The following is a 22,431-nucleotide window of genomic DNA, read 5'->3' on the forward strand; positions in this document are numbered from 1 at the left end:
CCACCCGTCATCTGATCCAGGGGGAAGCACACGCGTGAATGTTCCACGAATGACCCGGCGTCGGCTCGCCGTCGCCATCATCACCGTCGTCGCCGTCATCGGTGTCTTCGTCGTCCGCCTCGTCGACATCCAGGTCGTGCGAGCCGACGAGCTCAACGCGAACTCCATGGACAGGCGAGCGGTCGCGCAGACGACCTACGCGGCGCGAGGCGACATCGTCGACAAGGACGGCAACGTGCTCGCCGGGAGCGTCATGCGATACGACATCACCGTGTCGCCGAAGACCATTCCCGCGACCTTCACGCGAGTCGACGACGAGGGCGTCGAGACCGAGGTGACACTCGAGGAGGCCGCGGCGGAGGTCGCCCGCATCACCGGCCAGAAGAAGGCCGAAGTCCTCGCCGCATTCACCGACAACCCCGAGTCGGATTTCGAGTACGTGATCCAAGAGGTTCCGACCGAGACCATGCGCGAGATCCGAGAGCTCGGCATCCCCGGCATCTACCCGCGACAGCGACCCGCTCGCATCTACCCGGGAGGATCCGTCGGGGGCAACCTCGTGGGATTCGTGGGGACCGACGGGCCGCAGAACGGCCTCGAGCGCACCGAAGACTCGTGCATCGCGAGCGAAGACGGGTCGTCGACGTACGAGCGCGGGGCCGACGGCATCCGTCTTCCCGGCAGCACCGTCACGACCCAGGAGGCCGTCGACGGGGGAACCCTGCACACGACGATCGACTACGACCTGCAGTGGACCGTGCAACAGACGATCGCCGAGCAAGCCCTCGCGATCGGTGCTGAGTCGGCGAGCGCGAGCGTCGTGGAGGTCGCCACGGGCGAGATCCGTGCCCTCGCCGACTGGCCGTCCGTCGATCCCAACAACGTCGACGGCACGCCCGTCACGAACCTCGGGTCACTCGCGTTCACGACGCCGTACGAGCCGGGTTCGACCTTCAAGCCGATGACCGCCGCGATGCTCATCGACAAGGGCGTCGCCGACCCGATGACCCAGGTCTCGGTGCCGGCCGTCTGGTTCTCGCCGGAGGGCAACCGGATCGCGGATGCCGCGCCCCACGCCGATCTGCAGCTGACGCTCACGGGCGTCATCGAGCAGTCGTCGAACGTCGGCATCTCCCAACTGGCGACCCGGGTCTCGAACTCGGACCGCTACGACTACATGCGCGCGTTCGGCATCGGGAGCAAGACCGAGGTCGATTTCCAGGGCGAATCCGCGGGGCTGCTCTCCGAGACGTGGGACGACCAGACCAAGTACAACGTGTCGTTCGGCCAGGGTGTCTCGGTCACGGGTGCGCAGATGGCGAGCATCTACCAGACCCTCGGCAACGGGGGAGTGCGCAAGCCTCTGACTCTCGTGACAGGGTGCGAGCTGCCCGACGGCACCATGACCGACGAGCCCTCCACCGAGGGGACCCGCGTCGTGTCGGAGGCCGCAGCAGACACGAGCGTCGCGATGATGGAGTCCGTGGCCAATACCGGCGGACTCGCCGCCCAACTCCAGATACCCGGATACCGGGTCGCCGCGAAGAGTGGAACCGCCGAGGTCGCCGCCGGGGGCGTCTACACGAGCGACCGCGTGGTCTCCGTCGCGGGGCTCGCGCCGGCCGAGGATCCGAAGTACGCGGTGATCGTGACGTTCGTGAAGCCAAGTACCATAAGGACGTCGGCAGCCGCGGCGCCGACCTTCCAGAAGATCATGACGCAGGTGCTCAAGACGTACCGTGTCACCCCCTCGTCGACACCCGCACCCTCTATGCCGACGACATGGTGAGAAATGAGACGCCCGTGAACGACCGGACACCCCCGGTTCTGCGACCCGAACACCCGTCGGCGCGATCCCTCGTCGGCCTCGTCGACGAGTTCGGGCTCAAGCACGTCGGCTCGCTCGACGGAGTCGAGGTGACGGGTGTCACCCTCCGCACGACCGAGGTGCAACCGGGCGATCTCTACGTCGGCGTACGCGGCGCGCACAACCACGGTGCGGCTTTCGCCGCCCAAGCGGTCGAGGCCGGCGCGGTCGCGATGCTCACCGACGCCGAGGGTGCCGAGCTCGCGCGCGACAGCGGGCTGCCGATCGTTCTCGTGGAATCCCCCCGCACGGCCCTCGGCGACGTGTCGGCGTGGGTGTACCGGACGACGGAGTACCCGCCGCTCCTGCTCGGCATCACGGGCACCAACGGCAAGACCTCGACCGCGTACATCCTCGAGGGCATCCTCAAGCAGCTCGGTCTCGTGACGGGACTCTCGTCGACCGCCGAGCGTCACATCGGCGATCTCACCGTCGTCAGCAGGCTCACGACCCCCGAGGCGAGCGAGATGCACGCGCTCCTCGCCCGCATGCGGGAGAGCGAGGTGCGCGCGGTCGCCGTCGAGGTGAGTGCGCAAGCGCTGACCGCCAATCGCGTCGACGGCATCGTCTTCGACGTCGTCGGGTTCACGAACCTCAGCCACGACCACCTCGACGACTACGCCGACATGGACGAGTACCTCGCGGCGAAAGCCCTCTTCTTCGACAACGATCGCGGCAAGCGCGGCGTCGTCTCTCTCGACACCCCCTACGGTGCTCGCATCGTCGACCACTCGCACATCCCCGTCACGACGGTCTCGGCGACGCCCGGCATCACGGGGGAGTGGAATCTGACGATCGTCGACGAGACGCCGGCCTACACCGAGTTCACGCTCACGGGCCCGGAGAATCGCTCCATCACGACGCGCGTGCCACTCATCGGGTGGCACATGGCCGCCAACGCGGGGCTCGCGATCGTCATGCTCGTCGAGGCCGGTTTCGAGCTCGAGGCCATCGGACACGCTCTCGGTGACGGCGGCATCCAGGCCTACCTCCCCGGGCGGACCGAACGGATCTCCGGCGATCGTGGTCCGTCGGTCTACGTGGACTTCGGCCACAGCCCCGACGCCTTCGTCAACACCCTCGCGGCCGTGCGCAAGTTCACCGACGGCAAGGTCATCATGGTCTTCGGTGCCGACGGAGACCGCGACGCGACCAAGCGTCACGACATGGGTCGGGTCGCGTCCGAGGGCTCCGACATCCTCGTCATCACCGATCACCACCCGCGCTTCGAAGACCCCGCCTCCATCAGGGCGACCCTCGTCGAGGGGGCCGCGCTCGCGAGCGACCCAGCGGAACTGCACGAGGTGAGCCCGCCCGAGCACGCCATCCGGGTCGCAGTCGGGCTCGCGAAAGAGGGCGATTCGATTCTCTGGGCGGGCCCGGGGCACCAGGACTACCGCGACATCCGCGGTGAGCGCACTCCGTATTCGGCTCGTGCCGAGGCACGCGACGCCCTGCGCGAAGCGGGCTGGTCGTAGATGATCGCCACGACTCTCGCGGGGCTCGCCGACATGCTCGACGGCGACCTCGTTCTGGACTCGTCACGCCGTGCCGACGACGCCGTCTCGGGTCGTGTGGACACCGACTCCCGCATCGTGCAGCCCGGCGGGATCTTCTTCGCCCTGCACGGTGACACCGCCGACGGACACGACTTCGCGCACGCCGCCGTCGCGAACGGTGCCGCGGTCCTCGTCGTCGATCGGCGCCTGGAGATCGACGGTGGCGCGGGCGCGGGCGTCGCCCAGATCGTCGTCGACGACACCCTCGCGGGCCTCGCGCGGCTCGCGCGCCGCGTCGTCGCGTCGGTGCGGGAGGCCGGCCACCTCCGCGTCGTCGCGATCACGGGGTCGAACGGCAAGACGACGACCAAGAACATGCTGCGCGCGATCCTCGATCGCGTGGGCCCGACCGTCGCACCGCAGGGCTCGTTCAACAACCACGTCGGCGCGCCCCTGTCGATGCTCGGCGTCGACGAGTCGACCCGGTTCCTCGTCGTGGAGATGGGGGCGGCGGGCGCGGGGCAGATCGCTCGCCTCGTCGACATCGCCACTCCCGACATCTCGGTCGTGCTCAAGGTCGGGCTCGCCCACGCGGGGGAGTTCGGCGGCATCGAGGCGACCGCTCGCGCGAAGGCCGAGATCGTCACGTCGCTCCCGTCGACGTCCGTCGCGATCCTCAACGCCGACGACGATCGCGTCGCCGCGATGGCGGACCTCACCGAGGCGAGGGTCGTGACCTTCGGTCTCGACGACAGCGCAGACATCCGCATCGGCGATGTCGAGGCCACGGCGACCGGCACCGTGTTCGCCGTGACCGTCGGGGGCCTCGAGCGAACGGTGTCGATGCGCATACTCGGCGAGCACCACGCCATGAACGCGACGGCGGCCCTCACCGTGGCCCGAGAGCTCGGCCTCGACCTCGACGATGCGATCGACGCGATCGAATCCCTCGAGCGTGCCGAGCGCTGGCGCATGGAGCTGCTTCGCCGCCCCGACGGCGCGACGATCATCAACGACGCCTACAACGCGAGCCCCGACTCGACCGCCGCCGCGCTCAAGACGCTCGCCCAGATCACCCGGGGTGGAGGCCGGTCGACGGCGATCCTCGGCGAGATGGCCGAGCTCGGCGAGTTCGCGAGGGAAGAGCACGATCGCATCGGGCGCCTCGTCGTGCGCCTCAACATCGCGCGGCTCATCGTCGTCGGATCCGCGGCGCGCATCATCCACAGCGCGGCGGGGCTCGAGGGGTCGTGGGACGGCGAATCCGTCAACGTCGAGACGGCCGACGAGGCCTTCGCGCTCGTCGAGCCGACACTCGGCGAGGGTGACGTCGTGCTCGTCAAGTCGTCGAAGTCGGCGGGACTGCGATTCCTCGGCGACCGGCTCGCGGGAGTCGACGGATGATCGCGCTCCTCACCTCCGCGGCGTTCTCGATGGTGTTCACACTCCTCCTGACCCCTCTCTTCGCTCGGGCGTTCCGCGGACTCAACCTCGGGCAGTTCGTGCGCGCGGACACCCCGACGACCCACGTCGTCAAGCGTGGAACGCCCTCGATGGGTGGCGTCGTGTTCATCACGGCGTCGGTGCTCGGCTATTTCGTCGGACAGTTCGCCGGCCAACAGCGCCCCTCGGGGTCGGGACTGCTCGTCATCCTCATGATGGTCGGGCTCGGACTCATCGGGTTCGTCGACGACCTTCTCAAGGTGCGGCTCAAGAACAGCATGGGGTTGAGTGGCCCCCTCAAGATCCTCGGAACGGTGATCGTCGGGAGCGTCTTCGCGATCCTTTCCATCACCTACGAAGACCCGAACGGACTGACGCCCGCGTCGACCGCGGTGTCCTTCCTCCGCGACCTGCCGTTCGACTTCATCGTCATCTTCGGTGGCGGCCTCGGGCTCGTGCTCTTCGTCGGCTGGATCGTGCTCATCACCACGAGCGTGTCGAACGCCGTCAACCTCGCCGACGGTCTCGACGGCCTCGCCGCGGGATCGGCCGCCTTCGCGATCGGCTCGTACATCATCGTCGGTTTCTGGCAGGCGCAGCAGTCGTGCACGTTCCTCGCCGAATCGGCCGAGAACTTCTACAAGTGCTACACGGTGTCGTACCCGCTCGACCTCGCGACGATCGCGGCATCCATCGTCGGCGCGCTCATCGGGTTCCTCTGGTGGAACACCTCGCCCGCGCAGATCATGATGGGCGACACCGGCTCGTTCGCGATCGGCGGGGCGCTCGCGGCACTCGCTATCCTCACGCGCACCGAGCTGTTGCTCATCCTCATCGGCGGCCTCTTCCTCGTCATCACGGGTCAGGTCATCGTGCAGCGCATCTACTTCAAGGCGACGCGAGGCAAGCGCATCTGGCGCGCGAGCCCGCTCCACCACCACTTTGAGATGAAGGGTTGGGCGGAAGTCACGATCGTCGTGCGCTTCTGGATCATCTCCGGACTCTTCGTCGCGAGCGGTGTGGGGCTTTTCTACGCCGAATGGCTCTACAGCACGCCATGAGGACGGTCGACGACATCCGTGCGCTCTCGAGCTGGCACGACGATTGGCGCGGGCTGCGCGTCGCGGTTCTCGGCCTCGGCGTCACGGGGTTCTCGGTCGCCGACACCCTCGTCGAGCTCGGGGCAGCGGTCACGGTGTTCGCGGGCGCGGCGGACCCCGAGCGCGCCGAGCTGCTCGACGTCATCGGAGCCCGACTCGTCGTGGCCGACCTCGCCGTCGACGGTGTGCGCCTTGTCGCCGAATCGGATGCCGAGCTCGTCGTCGTCTCGCCGGGCTTCGCCCCGAGTCACCCCGTGGTGTCGGCGGTCTCGACCGCGGGGATCCCCGTGTGGGGTGACGTCGAGCTCGCGTGGCGCGTTCGCGACAAGACCGGGACACCCGCGCAGTGGTTGCTCGTGACGGGCACGAACGGCAAGACCACGACGGCCGCGCTCACCGAGGCGATGCTGCTCGCCGGCGATCGCCGAGCCCTCGCGTGCGGCAACATCGGCGTTCCCGTGCTCGACGCCGTGCGCGACCCGATCGGCTTCGAGGTGCTCGTCGTCGAACTCTCGAGCTTCCAACTCCACTACGCCGAGACCCTCTCGCCCTGGGCGAGCGTGTGCCTCAACATCGCCGCCGACCACCTCGACTGGCACGGCTCCGAAGCGGCCTACGTCGCCGCGAAAGCCAAGGTCTACGAGCGCACCGTCTCGGCGTGCGTCTACAACCGCGACGACGAGCGCACGCGGGCGATGGTCGAGGAGGCCGAGGTCGTCGAGGGCTGTCGAGCGATCGGGTTCGGTCTCGGAGTGCCGGGGCCGAGCGATTTCGGCATCGTCGACGACATCCTGTGCGACCGGGCCTTCCTCGACGATCGCTTCACGTCGGCCCTCGAGATCGCGACCCTCGAGCAGATGGATGCCGCGGGGCTCGGCGCGACGCATCTCGTCGCGAACACCCTCGCCGCCGCGGCACTCGCCCGGTCGACGGGGGTGCTGCCCGAGGCGATCCGCACGGCGATCGCGGGCTTCACCGTCGACCACCACCGCACCGAGGTCGTCGCCGAGCGCGACGGGATCACGTGGGTCGACGACTCGAAGGCCACGAACCCGCACGCTGCCGCGGCATCCGTCTCGGCGTTCGAGTCGGTCGTCTGGATCGTCGGGGGTCTCTTCAAAGGGGTCGACGTCGATGAGTTCGTCGCCGAGAAGCGGGACAACCTCGCCGCCGTCGTCGTGATCGGTGCCCACCGCGACGAAGTCGTCTCGGCATTCCAGCGACACGCGCCCCTTCTCCCTCTCATCGAGGTCGAGGAGACCGACACTGAACACGTGATGCCGACGGCCGTGAGGTCGGCGGCCGCGGTCGCTCGACACGGAGACGTCGTGCTCCTCGCCCCGGCGGCCGCATCCATGGATCAGTTCGAGGACTACGCCGATCGCGGCAGACGCTTCACCACCGCAGTGCACGACATGTTGGGAGATCGGCCGGATGACGACCAGCATCCCTCGCGACAGCCGTCGCCCCGGCTCTGACAGCGAGACCACCCCGACGGGCACATCGTCGACTCGAGATCGCGCGGCATCCCCGGGACCGGCCGCGATCGTCGCCGTCAAAAAGATCTTCGCCGCAGAGACGGGAAACTTCTTCCTCCTCCTCGGCACGACGCTCTTCCTCATCGTCTTCGGACTCGCCATGGTGCTCTCGTCGTCGTCGGTGACGTCGTACACCCAGTCCGCCGACTTCTTCTCGGGATTCGCCCGGCAGAGCCTCTTCGCGCTCATCGGACTGCCGATCATGCTCATCGCGTCACGCATGCCCGCGACGTTCTGGAAACGGTGGGCGCCCGTGCTCATCCTCGGGAGCATCACCCTCCAGTTGCTCGTCGTCGCGACACCCCTCGGTGTGTCGATCGGAGGAAACCGCAACTGGTTGAGGCTCAGCGACAGCATCTCCCTCCAGCCCTCGGAGGTCACCAAGGTCGCTCTCGTCATCTGGCTCGCGTGGATCCTCTCCCTCAAAGCCGACCGACTGCACGACCTGCGCCAGCTCGCGTGGCCCATCGTTCCCGTCGCCGGTGCGGCCGTCGGTCTCGTGCTCTTCGGTGGCGACCTCGGGACGGGCATCATCATCATGCTCATCGTCTTCGGCGCGCTCTTCTTCGCGGGAGTGAAGCTGAGGTTCCTCGCGATACCGCTCGTGTTCATCGCCGTCGCCGTTCCGCTCGTGGGGTTGTCGAGCAACTCCCGGAGCGACCGCATCAGCGTGTGGATGGAGCAGTGCAGTTCGGCGAGCGACTACGCGTCGCTCTGCTGGCAGACGGTGCACGGCTGGTGGGCCCTCGCCGCCGGTGGAGTGTTCGGCGTCGGTCTCGGCAACTCGAAAGCCAAGTGGTCGTGGCTGCCCGCCGCGGACAACGACTTCATCTTCGCGATAATCGGCGAAGAGCTCGGGTTGCTCGGAGCGGTGACGGTGCTCGTGCTCTTCGCAGTGCTCGCGGTCGCGTTCATCCGCATCATCCGGGCGAACAGCGATCCTTTCGCGCGCATCGCCGTGAGCGCCGTCATGGTCTGGATCATCGGTCAGGCTTTCGTGAACATCGGTGTCGTCCTCGGGGTGCTCCCCGTGCTCGGTGTTCCGCTTCCCCTCATCTCCGCGGGAGGGACCGCTCTCGTGTCGTCGATGCTCGCGATCGGAATCGTGCTCTCGTTCGCTCGCCAGCCTGATGCCGCTCGCGCCGGAGTCGCATCGCGATGACGCGCTACCTGCTCGCCGGCGGCGGCACCGCTGGCCATGTCAACCCGTTGCTCGCCGTCGCGGATCGTCTGCGCGAGCGCGACCCCGACGCCGTCATCAGGGTTCTCGGCACCGCCGAGGGTCTCGAGGCGCGGCTCGTCCCCGCGCGCGGTCACGAGCTCGTCGTCGTCGAGAGGTTGCCGTTCCCCCGCCGACCCGGTGTCGCGGCGCTGCGTTTTCCGACGCGATTCCGCGCGCTCGTCGCGCACATCCGCGCCCTCCTCGTCGAACACCGCATCGACGTCGTCGTGGGGTTCGGCGGATACGTCTCTGCGCCCGCCTACCTCGCGGCACGCCTCGAGAGGGTCGCGATCGTCGTGCACGAGGCGAACGCTCGACCGGGTATCGCCAACAGGCTCGGTGCGGCGCTCACACCGCACGTCGGTGTGGCGTTCGCGGGAACGCGATTGCGCCGCGCTCGCACCGTCGGAATGCCGTTGCGCCCCGAGATCGAGAGGCTCGACCGGCGCGCCGCGAAGGCCGACGCGATGACCGAGTTCGGTCTCGACCCCCAGAAACCGACGCTCCTCGTGACCGGCGGCTCGCTCGGGGCCCGCGCGATCAACACGACGATCGCGACCTCCGTCTCGGTCGTGCTCGGGGCGGGCTGGCAAGTGCTGCACATCACGGGCACGCGAAGCGAGATCGACTACCCGGCTCTCGCCGGCTATCACGTCGTCCCCTATTGCGACCGCATGGATCTCGCCCTCTCAGCGGCCGATCTCATTCTCGCGCGAGCCGGCTCGTCGACCGTGAGCGAGGTGAGCGCCCTCGGGATACCCGCGGTCTACGTGCCCCTCGCGATCGGCAACGGGGAACAGCGGCTCAATGCGAAGTCCGCGGTCGACGGGTCGGCCGCCCTCATCGTCGACGACGCCGACTTCACGCCCGAGTGGGTCACCGACCGCTTGACCCGGCTGCTCGCCGACCGCGCCGCGCTCGCGTCGATGGCCGCCCACGCGAGCGTCGTCGGCACGCGCGACGGCACCGACCGGCTCATCGCACTCATCGATGACGCCGTGAGCGGAGAGGTAGCGTTGCCGTCGTGATCAAGACCGATTTCGCCCAGAAGATGCCCTCCGAGCCGGGCACGGTGCACTTCGTCGGCATCGGTGGCGCGGGGATGAGCGGCATCGCGAGTCTCTTCGCGTCGGCCGGCCACACGGTGACCGGCTCGGACATCCGCGACACCGCGATCGTCGCGGCGCTGCGCGACGAGGGCATCACCATCACGATCGGGCACGACGCGCGCGCTGTCGACGGCGCCGACACCGTCGTCGTCACGGGTGCGATCGCCGAAGACAACCCCGAGTACCTCGCGGCCAAGGCGGCGGGACTCCCCGTGGTGCATCGCGCGGTCGCCCTCGCGTGGCTCTCGAGCGGCACCCGGCTCGTGGCGGTGGCGGGGGCGCACGGCAAGACCACCTCGACGGGGATGGTCATCGAGGGGCTCCTCGCCCTCGATCGGTCACCGAGTTTCGTCAACGGGGGGATCATCCGCTCGCTCGGGGTCAGCTCCGCCGCGGGAACCGACGACGTGTTCGTCGTCGAAGCAGACGAGTCCGACGGATCGTTCTCGCTCTACGACACCGCGATCGCCCTCATCACCAACGTCGACCCCGACCACCTCGACCACTTCGGCAGCGAAGAGGCGTTCCTCGACGCCTTCGTGCACTTCGCGTCGAAGGCGCGCGAGCTCGTCGTCATCTCGAGCGACGACCCCGGGGCGAGCCGGATCCTCTCGCGCATCACCGCCCCGAGAGTCATGACGTTCGGTCGAGCCGACGACGCGGATGTGCGCGTCACCGACCTCGACCTCGGACCGACGGCGTCGTTCACCCTGGTCCACGCCGGTGTCTCGCACCGGGTCGCCCTCGCCGTACCCGGCGTGCACAACGTGCTCAACGCGGCGGGAGCCGTGACGGTGCTCATCGGCCTCGGTGTCGACGCGCGCGCCGCGGCCGACGCCGTCGCGACCTTCGCGGGCACGGAACGTCGCTTCGAGCCGCGCGGAGATGTCGGAGGAGTGCGCGTGTTCGACGACTTCGCCCACCACCCGACCGAGATCCGCGCCGCCCTCTCCGCCGCTCGCGATGCCGTGGGGCCGGGTCGACTCATCCCGATCTTCCAGCCGCACCTCTTCAGTCGCACACGGATGCTCGCCCAGGAGTTCGCCGATGTGCTCGAGTCGCTCGCCGACGAGACGATCGTCGTCCCCGTGTACGGCGCGCGCCAAGACCCCGAGCCGGGGGTGACGGGGGAGCTCATCACCGAGAGGTTCGCCGACGCCTCTCGCGCGCGCTACATCGACGACTGGACGGAGGCGTCGCGCACCGCCGCCGCGATCGCCCGCCCCGGAGACTTCGTCATCCCCATGGGTGGCGGTGACATCTACCTGATCATTCCGACGCTCCTCGCCGAACTCGAGCGGGCGCAGGCGTCGAGCGCGCTCCGATGAAGCGACCGGAAGGGTTCGACCCCCGACGGTCGCCCGAACCGGATGCACCGTCGGGGCGTCCGGACGCGCGTCGGGGAACCTCGCGCGGTCGTGCGGGCAGCCGCGACGACGATCGGGCGGCGTCGGCCTCGGTGTCGGCGTCGACCTCGGCGTCGGGGTCGAGTTCGCCCGCGGCTTCGAGTCCTGCCCCCGCCCCCGAACGGGATCCGTCGATCGCCGCCGTCACGGCGGCCGCGATCCGCAAGCGCATGCGCGCGGGGGAGCGCGCGCGGTCCGCCTCGGCGCCCGCGGCACCGGATGATCGCCACGCGGCCCGGATGGCGAGGCGTGCCGCCCGCGAGCGGCGCCGGTTCGAGCGCGGCGAAGTGCGCCGGTTCACGCGGCGATCGCGTCGGCGCAAGATCGCGTGGGCGACGACGGCCGGGATCACGGTCGTCATGGTCGCTCTCGTCGCGGTCGCCGTCTATTCGCCCCTGCTCGCTCTCAAGACGATCGAGGTCGAGGGCACCTCGCGTCTCGACGCGGCGGCCGTGCGCGAGGCGATCGACGGTCAACTCGAGACCCCGCTCGCTCTCGTGGACTTCGACAGGATGACCGACGAGCTCGGGGTGTTCCCCCTCATCCGCAGCTACGTGACCGAGACGATTCCTCCCGACACGATCGTCGTGCACATCGTGGAGCGCGAGCCGATCGGGTCGGTCACGACCTCGTCGGGATTCGCGCTCGTCGACCCCGCGGGCATCGTCATCGAGCGCTCGGAGGCGCGCATCCCCGGTTTCCCGCTGCTCGATGCGAGCGAAGACGAGGTCGACGGTGAGGGGTTCGCGGCCGCGGTCGAGGTGCTGCTCGCGCTCCCCGAGTCGGTGCTCGATCAGGTCGACACGGTCGCGGCCGAGTCACGGGACGATGTCGAGCTCTCGCTCGTCTCGACCGGGGGCCGCATCATGTGGGGCGACTCCGACAACTCGGCATACAAGGCTCGCTTGCTCGAGGTCCTCGTCGCGAATTACCCCGACGCCTCGGAGTACAACGTCTCGGCGGAGGGCCAGGGCAGCATCACGCCGTGACAATCGCGACACGCGGGTCGGCCTCCTCGACTGCCGTGATGCCGCCCGTAGCCTCGGGTCAGGAAAACATATACCAAGTATAACTTTAAGCCTCTAGTAGAGGTTGACGGTTACCAGCGGAGGCCGACGTGAGCTCAAACCAAAATTACCTAGCGGTCATCAAAGTCGTCGGCATCGGCGGCGGCGGGGTGAACGCGGTCAATCGGATGATCGAACTGGGCCTCCGAGGGGTCGAGTTCATCGCGATCAACACCGACGCGCAAGCGCTCCTCATGAGTGATGCCGACGTGAAGCTCGACGTCGGTCGCGAGCTCACCCGGGGGCTCGGCGCCGGCGCCGACCCCGAGGTCGGTCGTCGCGCGGCGGAGGACCACGCCGAAGAGATCGAGGAGGCGCTCGCGGGTGCCGACATGGTCTTCGTCACCGCGGGCGAGGGTGGCGGCACGGGAACCGGAGGCGCCCCCGTCGTCGCGAGGATCGCGAAGTCGATCGGTGCCCTCACCATCGGAGTCGTGACCCGGCCCTTCGGCTTCGAAGGAAAGCGTCGCGCGGCACAGGCCGAGATCGGTGTCACGGCCCTCAAGAGCGAGGTCGACACTCTCATCGTCGTTCCCAACGACCGACTGCTCGAGATCAGCGACCGGGGCATCAGCTTCCTCGAGGCGTTCGCGACGGCCGACCAGGTTCTCCTCGCCGGTGTGCAGGGCATCACCGACCTCATCACGACCCCCGGTCTCATCAACCTCGACTTCGCCGACGTCAAGTCGGTCATGCAGGGGGCGGGCTCGGCCCTCATGGGCATCGGCTCGGCTCGGGGCGCGGACCGCGCAATCAAGGCCTCAGAGCTCGCTGTCGCATCGCCGCTCCTCGAAGCGAGCATCGACGGGGCTCACGGGGTGCTGCTCTCGATCCAGGGCGGATCGAATCTCGGCATCTTCGAGATCAACGACGCGGCTCGACTCGTGCAGGAGGCCGTGCACCCCGAGGCCAACATCATCTTCGGTGCCGTCATCGACGACACTCTCGGTGACGAGGTGCGCGTGACCGTGATCGCGGCCGGATTCGACGGGGGCGAGCCCGAAGCGAAGAAGCCCGAGCGTCGCGCCGCGCACATCGATGCGAGCATCCCCGCCGCGGTCGTCTCCGGTGGGATCACGAGCGCCGCTCCTGCTGCGAGTGACCAGCCGCAGGGTCTCGCGTCGTCGTGGAGCCCCGAGGCCTCGCTTCCCGCGGCCCCCGACCCCGTCTTCGACGCGGACGACGAGGACGACCTCGACGTTCCCGACTTCTTGAAGTAGCCCGCCATCGCCGACCAGCCGTCGGGCGCGGAACCGGGCGACGACGCGTCCTCCCCGGGGTCGAGCTCGGTCTCGACTCCCGCCCTCGCGGACAACCTCCGGGTCGTCCGCGAGGGCATAGCCGAGGCCTCGCGGGAGGCCCAGCGTGGCGCCGACGATGTCACGCTCGTGATCGTCACGAAGTTCCACCCTGCCTCTCTCGTGCGGAGCCTGCACGGGCTCGGCGAGCGCGCCTTCGGCGAGAATCGACATCAGGAGGCCCAGGCGAAGAGCGCCGAGCTCGCCGACCTCGACCTCGAGTGGCACTTCGTCGGGCAGCTCCAGAGCAAGAAGGCGCGCCAGGCGGCGGCGTATGTGCGCGCCATCCACTCTCTCGACCGTGACTCGGTCATCGACGCGCTCGGAGCTCGCGACCTCGACGCCGACTCCACCCTCATCGACGGTTTCGTGCAGATCAACCTCACGGACGATGCCGCGCGCGGCGGGGTCGACGAGGTCGACGTCGAACGATTCGCCGACCGTGTCGCGGCGACCCCCGGGCTCACGCTGCGCGGAGTCATGGCTGTCGCGCCCCTCGGCGTCGACCCCCGCAGGGCCTTCGCGCGCGTGCGGGAGATCTCGGAGTCGGTCGTGCGGAACCACCCTCAGGCCACCGCGATCTCGATGGGGATGTCGGGCGACTACCGTGACGCGATCCTCGAGGGCGCGACACACCTCCGTGTCGGGTCGGCAATCACGGGAAACCGGCCGGCCGAGCGTTAATGTCGAACCGAAGATCCCCACAGGAGGAACGAAATGGCGAACCCGCTGCGCAAGACCATGGTCTATCTGGGCCTCGCGGACGAAGAGTTCGACTATGACGAGCAGGATGCCGCTCAGCAGAACAAGCAGCAGCCTGCCGCGGCTCCCGCGGCGAACCAGCCTGCCGCGGCCTCCACTCCCGCGCCGGCGAACGCCGGTCGCGCCCCTGTGACCCCCCTGCGCCGAACCACGACGACGACGACGAAGAATGCGGCTCCCGCTGAAATGAATGAGATCCTCACAGTCCACCCGCGTCACTACAAAGACGCTCAGATCATCGCCGAAAGCTTCCGCGACGGCATCCCCGTGATCATCAACCTCTCGCAGATGACCGAGTCCGAAGCGCGGCGACTCGTCGACTTCGCGAGCGGGCTCTCGCAGGGTCTCTACGGGAAGATCGAGCGCGTGACCAAGCAGGTCTTCCTGCTGTCGCCCGCGCACATCGCCGTGAGCGGCGAGCAGGCCGACGCCGAGCCCGAGGTCGACGCCTCGTTCTTCGCTCAGAACTGAGCCGCCGAGCTCCCGCGTGGAGCGTCTGCCCCGACGTGATGGGCTAACGTCGGTTTCGTGATCGTCTCCCTCATCGCCGCCGTCGCGTACTACGCACTCCTGCTCTACTTCTTCGCGATGTGGGCGCGATTCATCCTCGATCTCGCGCGAAACTTCGCGCGGTCGTGGAGGCCTCGCGGGGCCGTGCTCGTGCTCGCCGAGTTCGTCTTCACCATCACCGATCCCCCCATCCGGGCGGTGCGCAAGATCATCCCCCCTCTGCGATTCGGGGGAATCGGGCTCGACTTCGGGTGGAGCATCGTGATGCTCGGCGTGATCGTGCTCATGTACATCGTGCGCGCCTTCGCCTGAGGGCTGCAGCGTTCGTCGAGATCGACGGCGCGCGAGCGGGCGAATGGCGATCTGTCGTCGTCAGGAGTTTGCTAGCGTGGTCACAGTTGAAACCCGGTGCGAAACCGCTCGGTCCAAGAATCTTGAGGTGACACTATGGCCCTGACTCCCGAAGACGTCGTCAACAAACGCTTCCAGCCGACTAAATTCCGTGAGGGTTACGACCAGGACGAGGTCGACGACTTCCTCGACGAGGTCGTCGTCGAGCTGCGTCGCCTCGGCCAGGAGAACGAAGAGCTCCGTCAGCGCGTGAGCGCGGGAGGCTCCGACCTCTCCGCCGCCGCTCCCGCTCCCACCGCGGTCGTCGAGACAGCTCCCGAGCCAGAGTCGGCTCCCGAGCCCGAGCCGACGCCCGAGCCCGACCCGACCCCCGAGGTCGTCGCGGCCCCCGTCGCCGTGACCCCGGCTCCGACCACCACGGCGCCGAGCGCCGAGCTCGACCCCAACAACACCAACAACCTCCTGCAGCTCGCTCGTCGGCTGCACGAAGAGCACGTCAAAGAGGGAATGGAGAAGCGCGACGCTCTCATCGCCGAGGGTCGCGCGTCGGCGGAGCGCATCGCGAGCGACGCGCAAGCCGAGCAGAAGGCTCTCGTGGCACGCCTCGAGACCGAGCGTTCGGTCGTCGAGCGTCGCATCGAGGGTCTCCGCACCTTCGAGCGCGAGTACCGCCAGAAGCTCAAGGGCTACATCGAGGGTCAGCTCCGCGAGCTCGACTCGTCGAGTGGCGACATGACGTCGTCGACGCCGGGCGCGAGCGCCGGCATCGGCAATCAGGCCTTCGGTGGCAACTGAGTCGCGACCGGCGACTCCTCGGGCGAAGATCGACGTCAGGGCGCTTGTCGTCCTGGCGTCGATCGCTGTCGCCGTCTACCTGAGCGATCAGGTATCGAAGTATCTCGTCGTCGAGAATCTCGAGCTCGGTCGGCCTGTTCAGATCCTCGGTGAGGCACTCGAGTTCGTCTACGTCAAGAACCCTGGAGCGGCGTTCTCGCTCGCGAGCGGGTCGACGTGGATCTTCTCGATCGCCGCGTCGGTCGTCACGGTCATCATCGTCGTGCTCGCGAGACGCATCCGCTCGACGAGCTGGGCCGTGCTCTTCGGAATGCTCCTCGGCGGAACCGTCGGCAACCTCACCGACCGTCTGGTTCGAGAACCGAGCATCGGACTCGGGCACGTCGTGGACTTCATCCAGGTGGCGTACTTTCCGGCCGTCTTCAACATCGCCGACATCTTCATCGTCTCGAGCATGGGGCTCTTCATCATCCTCACCGTGCGCGGCACGGGCCTCGACGGGGTGAGGGAGTCGGAGCGCGCGAGCGACGCCGCTGCCGAGAACTCGGTCGACGGCACCGCGGGTAGCGCCCCGCTCGACGACCCCACGGTCCGGTAGAGACATGGAGTCCCGCAGTATGCCGGTGCCCGAGGGGCTCGGTGGAGAGCGCGTCGACGCGGCACTCGCCAAGCTCCTCGGCTTCTCGCGCACCTTCGCAGCGGAGGTCGCGGCGACGGGAGGGGTGACCGCAGACGGCGTGACACTCGGCAAGTCCGATCGGCTGCACGCCGACAGCTGGCTCGAGGTGACCTGGCAGGTCAAAGACGCCCCCGTGATCGAACCCGTCGTCGTGCCGGATCTCACGATCGTCCACGACGACGACGACATCGTCGTGATCGACAAACCCGTCGGGGTCGCTGCGCACCCCTCGGTCGGGTGGACGGGCCCGACCGTGCTCGGTGCTCTCGCGGGTGCCGGATTCCGCATCTCGACGTCGGGTGCCGCCGAACGCGCGGGGATCGTGCACCGCCTCGACGCCGGCACGAGCGGCCTCATGGTCGTGGCCAAGTCCGAGCGCGCCTACACCGAACTCAAGCGCGCCTTCCACGACCGCGAGGTCTCGAAGATCTACCACGCCGTCGTGCAGGGGCACCCCGATCCGCTCGCGGGCACGATCGACGCGCCGATCGGCAGGCACCCCGGGTCGAGTTGGAAGTTCGCGGTCGTTCGCGACGGCAAGGACTCCGTCACCCACTACGAGACGATCGAGGCGTTTCCGAGCGCGTCGCTCCTCGAGATCCACCTCGAGACAGGGCGCACCCACCAGATCAGGGTGCACATGGCCGCCCAGCGGCACCCGTGCGTGGGCGACACGATGTACGGCGCCGACCCCACGATCTCGGCACGACTGGGCCTCTCGCGCCAGTGGCTGCACGCCCTCGAACTCGGGTTCAGGCACCCGGGGACAGGCGAAGACGTGACCTATCGCACGACCTATCCTCACGATCTGCAGCACGCTCTGGATGTGCTCCGCGGGGACTGATCGACCCGTAGTCTTGAGTCTGATTTCCACCTCGGCACAGCGGAGGCAACCCGTGGCATCCACCGATTCATTCGTCCATCTGCACGTGCACAGCGAGTACTCGATGCTCGACGGTGCGGCCAGGGTGGGGCCCCTCATCTCGGCGGCCGTCGACCAGGGGATGCCCGCGATCGCGATGACCGACCACGGAAACGTGTTCGGCGCCTACGACTTCTGGAAGACCGCCACGAGCGCCGGGATCAAGCCCATCATCGGCACCGAGGCGTACCTCACGCCCGGGACGCATCGCGGTGACAAGACGCGCGTGCGCTGGGGGAACGGCGGACAGGACGACGTTTCGGGCGCGGGGGCGTACACGCACCTCACGATGCTCTCGGAGTCGACCGAGGGCATGCACAACCTCTTCAGGCTCTCGTCGAAAGCGTCGCTCGAGGGCTACTACTTCAAGCCGCGCATGGACCGCGAGCTGCTGAGCCAGTACTCGGCGGGTCTCATCGCGACGACCGGCTGCCCGAGCAGCGAGGTGCAGACGCGCTTGCGACTCGGTCAGTACGACGAGGCGAGAAAAGCTGCGGCCGAGTTCCGCGACATCTTCGGCAGAGAGAACTACTTCTGCGAGATCATGGACCACGGTCTCGGCATCGAGCGTCGCATCATGGGCGACCTCCTGCGTCTCGCGAAAGACCTCGACCTCCCGCTCGTCGCGACCAACGACCTGCACTACACGCACTCGCACGACGCGACCTCGCACGCGGCCCTCCTGTGCGTGCAGTCGGGCACGACCCTCGACGACCCCAACCGGTTCAAATTCGACGCCGACGAGTTCTATCTCAAGACGGCCGAGCAGATGCGGCACCTCTTCCGCGACAACCCGTCGGCGTGCGACAACACCCTCCTCATCGCCGAGCGCTGCAACGTCGCGTTCGACGAGAGCGCCAACTACATGCCCGTCTTCCCGCTCCCTGAGGGCGAGACCGAGGCGACGTGGTTCGCCAAGGAGGTCGAGGCGGGGCTCGACCGCCGCTACCGTGACGGCGTCTCGACCGAGGTGCGCGAGCGTGCGGCATACGAGATCGGTGTCATCTCGCAGATGGGGTTCCCCGGCTACTTCCTCGTCGTCGCCGACTTCATCAACTGGGCTCGCCGCAACGGCATCCGCGTCGGCCCCGGTCGTGGCTCGGGAGCCGGCTCGATGGTCGCCTACGCGATGGGCATCACCGACCTCGACCCCATCCGTCACGGGCTCATCTTCGAGAGATTCCTCAACCCCGACCGCGTCTCGATGCCCGACTTCGACGTCGACTTCGACGAGCGTCGACGCGGCGAGGTCATCCGCTACGTGACCGAGAAATACGGCGACGATCGCGTCGCGCAGATCGTGACTTACGGAACCATCAAGGCGAAGCAAGCGCTCAAAGACTCGTCGCGCGTTCTCGGGTTCCCCTTCGGCATGGGGGAGAAGCTCACGAAGGCCATGCCCCCCGCGATCATGGGCAAGGACATCCCGCTCACCGGGATCATGGACAAGGACCACCCCCGGTGGAAAGAGGCGGGCGACGTGCGCGCCGTGCTCGACACCGACCCCGAGGCGCGCACGGTCTTCGACACCGCCCTCGGCCTCGAGAACCTCAAGCGGCAGTGGGGCGTGCATGCGGCCGGCGTGATCATGTCGTCGGAACCCCTCCTCGACATCATCCCCATCATGAAACGCGAGCAAGACGGCCAGATCGTCACGCAGTTCGACTACCCCGCGTGCGAGTCGCTCGGACTCATCAAGATGGACTTCCTGGGGCTCAGAAACCTCACGATCATCGACGACGCCCTCGACAACATCAAGGCGAACCGCGGTGAGACGCCGGTGCTCGAGGAGCTCGAACTCGACGACCCGCTCACCTACGCACTTCTCGCGAAAGGCGACACCCTCGGGGTGTTCCAGTTCGACGGCGGCCCGATGCGGTCGCTCCTGCGACTCATGCGGCCCGACAACTTCGAAGACATCTCGGCCGTCGGCGCGCTCTACCGACCGGGCCCGATGGGGGCGAACTCGCACACGAACTACGCGTTCCGCAAGAACGGGCAGCAGGACATCGACTACATCCACCCCGAGCTCTCCGAAGCGCTCCAGGATGTTCTCGGCACGACCTACGGCCTCATCGTCTACCAAGAGCAAGTGATGTCGATCGCGCAGAAGCTCGCGGGCTTCTCGCTCGGTCAAGCAGACATCCTGCGGCGCGCGATGGGCAAGAAGAAGAAGTCCGAGCTCGACAAGCAGTTCGAGGGCTTCTCCGCGGGTATGCAGGCCAACGGTTACTCGATGGATGCCGTGCAGACCCTCTGGAACATCCTGCTGCCGTTCTCGGACTACGCGTTCAACAAGGCGCACTCGGCGGCCTACGGCGTGCTCTCGTACTGGACGGCCTACCTCAAAGCGCACTACCCGGCCGAATACATGGCGGCCCTCCTGACGAGCGTCGGCGACTCGAAAGACAAGCTCGCGATCTACCTCAACGAGTGTCGGCGCATGGGCATCAAGGTGCTCGCACCCGACGTCAACGAGTCGATCGGGTTCTTCGCGGCCGTCGGTGACGACATCCGATTCGGCCTCGGCGCGGTGCGCAACGTCGGCTTCGCCGTCGTCGACCAGATCCGGGCCGCACGCGAGGAGAAGGGGCGGTTCTCGTCGTTCCACGACTTCCTCAAGAAGGTGCCGATCTCGGCGGCCAACAAGCGCACGGCGGAGTCGCTCATCAAGGCGGGCGCGTTCGACTCCCTCGGCTCGACGAGGCGTGCCCTGCTCGAGATCCACGAGGATGCCGTCGAATCGGCCGTGACCGTCAAGCGCAACGAATCCCACGGGCAGGTCGGCTTCGACTTCGACAGCCTCTGGGACGAGCCGGACGCCGTCGTCGCCGTGCCCGAGCGGCCCGAGTGGTCGAAGCGCGACAAGCTCGCCTTCGAGCGCGAGATGCTCGGCCTCTACGTCTCCGACCACCCTCTCGCGGGGCTCGAGCTGCAGCTCGCGAAGCACGCGTCGGCGACCATCGCCGAGATCCTCACGGGGGAGTCCACGGCCGACGGCGACACCGTGACGGTGGCGGGGCTCGTCACGAGCGTGCAGCACCGCACCGCGCGCAACTCGGGCAACCAGTACGGCCTCGTGCAGATCGAAGACTTTGGGGGCGAGATCACGGTCATGTTCCTCGGCAAGACCTACCAGGAGTTCTCGCCCGCCCTCGCGAACGACCAGGTGGTCGTGATCCGCGGCCGCGTGAGCATGCGCGACGACGGCATGAACCTCCACGCCCAGAACATGTTCTCTCCCGACCTGGGTCAGAGCCTCGGATCGGGGCCGCTCGTCATCTCCATGCCCGAGCATCGCGCGACGACACAGGTCGTGAGCGACCTCGGCGACGCGCTCATCAGGCACGTGGGCGACACCGAGGTGCGCCTCAAGCTCATCAAGGGCGACTCGGCGAGACTCTTCGAAATCCCGTATCCGGTCACCGTCTCGCCCGACCTCTTCGGCGAATTGAAGTCGCTTCTCGGACCCAACTGCCTGCAGTGATCGCGCGGTTCGCGCGCATCCTCACGCCCTACTGTTAAGACGCCATGATCCAGACCATCGACCTCCGCGGCCGCAGGCCCACTCGAGCCGAACTCCTCGCGGCCGTTCCCCGATCCCTCACCGACGTCTCCGAGGCATCGGATGCCGCCGCGGCGCTCATCGCCGACGTGCGGGCTCGAGGCACGGTCGCGCTCACCGAGCAGGCCGTGCGATTCGACGGCGCCGCCCCCGCGCACACGAGGGTGCCTGGCGAGTCGATCGCCCGGGCCGTCGACTCGCTCGACGCCGCCGTGCGCGACGCCCTCGAACTCGCGATCGACCGTGTCGCGACGGTCTCCCGCTCGCAGGTCCCCGCCCCCGTCACGACGACGCTCCTCGACGGGGGCACCGTGACCCAGAGGTGGAGTCCCATCGATCGCGTCGGGCTCTACGTCCCGGGAGGAAAAGCGGTCTACCCCTCGAGCGTCGTGATGAACGTCGTTCCGGCGCAAGCCGCGGGCGTGCCGTCGATCGCGCTCGCGTCGCCGCCCCAGAAGGCGTTCGGTGGCGAGGTGCACCCGACGATCCTCGCCGCCGCGGGCCTCCTCGGCATCGACGAGGTCTACGCGATGGGCGGTGCCGGCGCGATCGGCGCCTTCGCCTACGGCGTCGACGACCTCGGCCTCGACCCCGTCGACCTCGTGACCGGTCCGGGCAACATCTACGTCGCCGCGGCGAAACGCCTCGTGCGCGGAGTCATCGGCATCGACTCCGAGGCCGGTCCGACCGAGATCGTCGTCATCGCGGATGCGGGCGCCGACGCGCGACTCGTCGCCGCGGACCTCGTGAGCCAAGCCGAGCACGATGAGATCGCCGCCGCGGTGCTCGTGACCGACTCCGTCGACCTCGCCGAGCGGGTGCGACACGAACTCGACGACCTCGTGCCGAACGCTCACCACGCGGCTCGCGTGCGCACGGCACTCGGGGGAGTGCAGTCGGCGATCGTGCTCGTCGACGACATGGGCGAGGCCGCGCGGTTCAGCAACGTCTACGGTCCCGAGCACCTCGAGCTGCAGACATCCGACACCCCGGGGTTGCTCGCGCTCATCACGAACGCGGGCGCGGTCTTCGAGGGCGAGCACTCGCCCGTGAGCCTCGGGGACTACCTCGCGGGGTCGAACCACGTGTTGCCCACGGGCGGCCAATCGCGGTTCTCCTCAGGGCTCGGTGCCTACACGTTCTTGAGGCCGCAGCAAGTGATCCGATACAGCGCGACGGCTCTCGAGACGGTCGGTCGTCACGTCGTGGCCCTCTCCGAGGCCGAAGACCTGCCGGCCCACGGAGCCGCAGTGAGCGCGAGGCTCGAGCGCCCGTAGCGAGCCTGCGTCGGGGGAGCG

The 22,431-nt window shown here is 68.1% G+C and carries 18 protein-coding genes; all 18 read left to right on the forward strand.

Annotated features, from left to right (window positions below; genetic code table 11):
- Nucleotides 1–49: 49 nt before the first annotated feature.
- Nucleotides 50–1,789: a peptidoglycan D,D-transpeptidase FtsI family protein gene (locus ACLHG5_RS03350; RefSeq protein ID WP_411317852.1), complete on the forward strand. Its 1,740-nt coding sequence runs from the start codon at nucleotides 50–52 to the stop codon at nucleotides 1,787–1,789.
- Complete coding sequence (locus ACLHG5_RS03355; RefSeq protein ID WP_411317853.1) at nucleotides 1,783–3,345, forward strand: Mur ligase family protein; 1,563 nt, start codon at nucleotides 1,783–1,785, stop codon at nucleotides 3,343–3,345. The genes ACLHG5_RS03350 and ACLHG5_RS03355 overlap by 7 nt, the downstream gene beginning before the upstream one ends.
- Nucleotides 3,346–4,770: a UDP-N-acetylmuramoyl-tripeptide--D-alanyl-D-alanine ligase gene (locus ACLHG5_RS03360; RefSeq protein ID WP_411317854.1), complete on the forward strand. Its 1,425-nt coding sequence runs from the start codon at nucleotides 3,346–3,348 to the stop codon at nucleotides 4,768–4,770.
- Nucleotides 4,767–5,870, forward strand: coding sequence for a phospho-N-acetylmuramoyl-pentapeptide-transferase (gene mraY, locus ACLHG5_RS03365; RefSeq protein ID WP_411317855.1), 1,104 nt, complete (start codon nucleotides 4,767–4,769; stop codon nucleotides 5,868–5,870). The genes ACLHG5_RS03360 and mraY overlap by 4 nt, the downstream gene beginning before the upstream one ends.
- Nucleotides 5,867–7,387: a UDP-N-acetylmuramoyl-L-alanine--D-glutamate ligase gene (gene murD, locus ACLHG5_RS03370; protein WP_411317856.1), complete on the forward strand. Its 1,521-nt coding sequence runs from the start codon at nucleotides 5,867–5,869 to the stop codon at nucleotides 7,385–7,387. The genes mraY and murD overlap by 4 nt, the downstream gene beginning before the upstream one ends.
- On the forward strand, nucleotides 7,344–8,609 hold the full coding sequence (gene ftsW, locus ACLHG5_RS03375) for a putative lipid II flippase FtsW (protein ID WP_411317857.1): 1,266 nt from the start codon (nucleotides 7,344–7,346) through the stop codon (nucleotides 8,607–8,609). The genes murD and ftsW overlap by 44 nt, the downstream gene beginning before the upstream one ends.
- The gene (locus ACLHG5_RS03380) at nucleotides 8,606–9,697 is read left to right on the forward strand and encodes a UDP-N-acetylglucosamine--N-acetylmuramyl-(pentapeptide) pyrophosphoryl-undecaprenol N-acetylglucosamine transferase (protein WP_411315603.1); all 1,092 of its coding nucleotides are present in this window, start codon (nucleotides 8,606–8,608) and stop codon (nucleotides 9,695–9,697) included. The genes ftsW and ACLHG5_RS03380 overlap by 4 nt, the downstream gene beginning before the upstream one ends.
- On the forward strand, nucleotides 9,694–11,106 hold the full coding sequence (murC, locus tag ACLHG5_RS03385; RefSeq protein ID WP_411317858.1) for a UDP-N-acetylmuramate--L-alanine ligase: 1,413 nt from the start codon (nucleotides 9,694–9,696) through the stop codon (nucleotides 11,104–11,106). The genes ACLHG5_RS03380 and murC overlap by 4 nt, the downstream gene beginning before the upstream one ends.
- Nucleotides 11,103–12,173 (forward strand): FtsQ-type POTRA domain-containing protein, encoded by a 1,071-nt coding sequence (locus tag ACLHG5_RS03390; RefSeq protein WP_411317859.1) that lies wholly within the window; start codon nucleotides 11,103–11,105, stop codon nucleotides 12,171–12,173. The genes murC and ACLHG5_RS03390 overlap by 4 nt, the downstream gene beginning before the upstream one ends.
- Before the next feature lie 128 nt (nucleotides 12,174–12,301).
- Nucleotides 12,302–13,471: a cell division protein FtsZ gene (gene ftsZ, locus ACLHG5_RS03395; protein ID WP_411317860.1), complete on the forward strand. Its 1,170-nt coding sequence runs from the start codon at nucleotides 12,302–12,304 to the stop codon at nucleotides 13,469–13,471.
- A gap of 6 nt (nucleotides 13,472–13,477) precedes the next feature.
- On the forward strand, nucleotides 13,478–14,233 hold the full coding sequence (locus ACLHG5_RS03400; RefSeq protein ID WP_411316318.1) for a YggS family pyridoxal phosphate-dependent enzyme: 756 nt from the start codon (nucleotides 13,478–13,480) through the stop codon (nucleotides 14,231–14,233).
- A gap of 33 nt (nucleotides 14,234–14,266) precedes the next feature.
- Entirely contained in the window at nucleotides 14,267–14,782 is a 516-nt protein-coding gene (locus tag ACLHG5_RS03405; RefSeq protein WP_411317861.1) for a cell division protein SepF, read from the forward strand.
- A gap of 57 nt (nucleotides 14,783–14,839) precedes the next feature.
- Nucleotides 14,840–15,133: a YggT family protein gene (locus ACLHG5_RS03410; RefSeq protein WP_411317862.1), complete on the forward strand. Its 294-nt coding sequence runs from the start codon at nucleotides 14,840–14,842 to the stop codon at nucleotides 15,131–15,133.
- A gap of 135 nt (nucleotides 15,134–15,268) precedes the next feature.
- Nucleotides 15,269–15,967 carry a DivIVA domain-containing protein gene (locus ACLHG5_RS03415; RefSeq protein ID WP_411317863.1) on the forward strand — a complete coding sequence of 233 codons (699 nt, stop codon included), beginning with the start codon at nucleotides 15,269–15,271 and terminating at the stop codon, nucleotides 15,965–15,967.
- Complete coding sequence (gene lspA, locus ACLHG5_RS03420) at nucleotides 15,957–16,565, forward strand: signal peptidase II (RefSeq protein ID WP_411317864.1); 609 nt, start codon at nucleotides 15,957–15,959, stop codon at nucleotides 16,563–16,565. The genes ACLHG5_RS03415 and lspA overlap by 11 nt, the downstream gene beginning before the upstream one ends.
- Nucleotides 16,566–16,569: 4 nt before the next feature.
- The gene (locus ACLHG5_RS03425; RefSeq protein WP_411317865.1) at nucleotides 16,570–17,490 is read left to right on the forward strand and encodes an RluA family pseudouridine synthase; all 921 of its coding nucleotides are present in this window, start codon (nucleotides 16,570–16,572) and stop codon (nucleotides 17,488–17,490) included.
- A 103-nt stretch (nucleotides 17,491–17,593) separates the two neighbouring features.
- Nucleotides 17,594–21,055, forward strand: a complete 3,462-nt coding sequence (gene dnaE / locus ACLHG5_RS03430) for a DNA polymerase III subunit alpha (protein WP_411316317.1) — start codon at nucleotides 17,594–17,596, stop codon at nucleotides 21,053–21,055.
- A gap of 44 nt (nucleotides 21,056–21,099) precedes the next feature.
- The gene (hisD, locus tag ACLHG5_RS03435; protein WP_411315594.1) at nucleotides 21,100–22,410 is read left to right on the forward strand and encodes a histidinol dehydrogenase; all 1,311 of its coding nucleotides are present in this window, start codon (nucleotides 21,100–21,102) and stop codon (nucleotides 22,408–22,410) included.
- The last annotated feature ends 21 nt before the right edge of the window (nucleotides 22,411–22,431 follow it).

Source organism: Marisediminicola sp. LYQ85, assembly GCF_046600695.1.
Taxonomy (GTDB): Bacteria; Actinomycetota; Actinomycetes; order Actinomycetales; family Microbacteriaceae; genus Marisediminicola.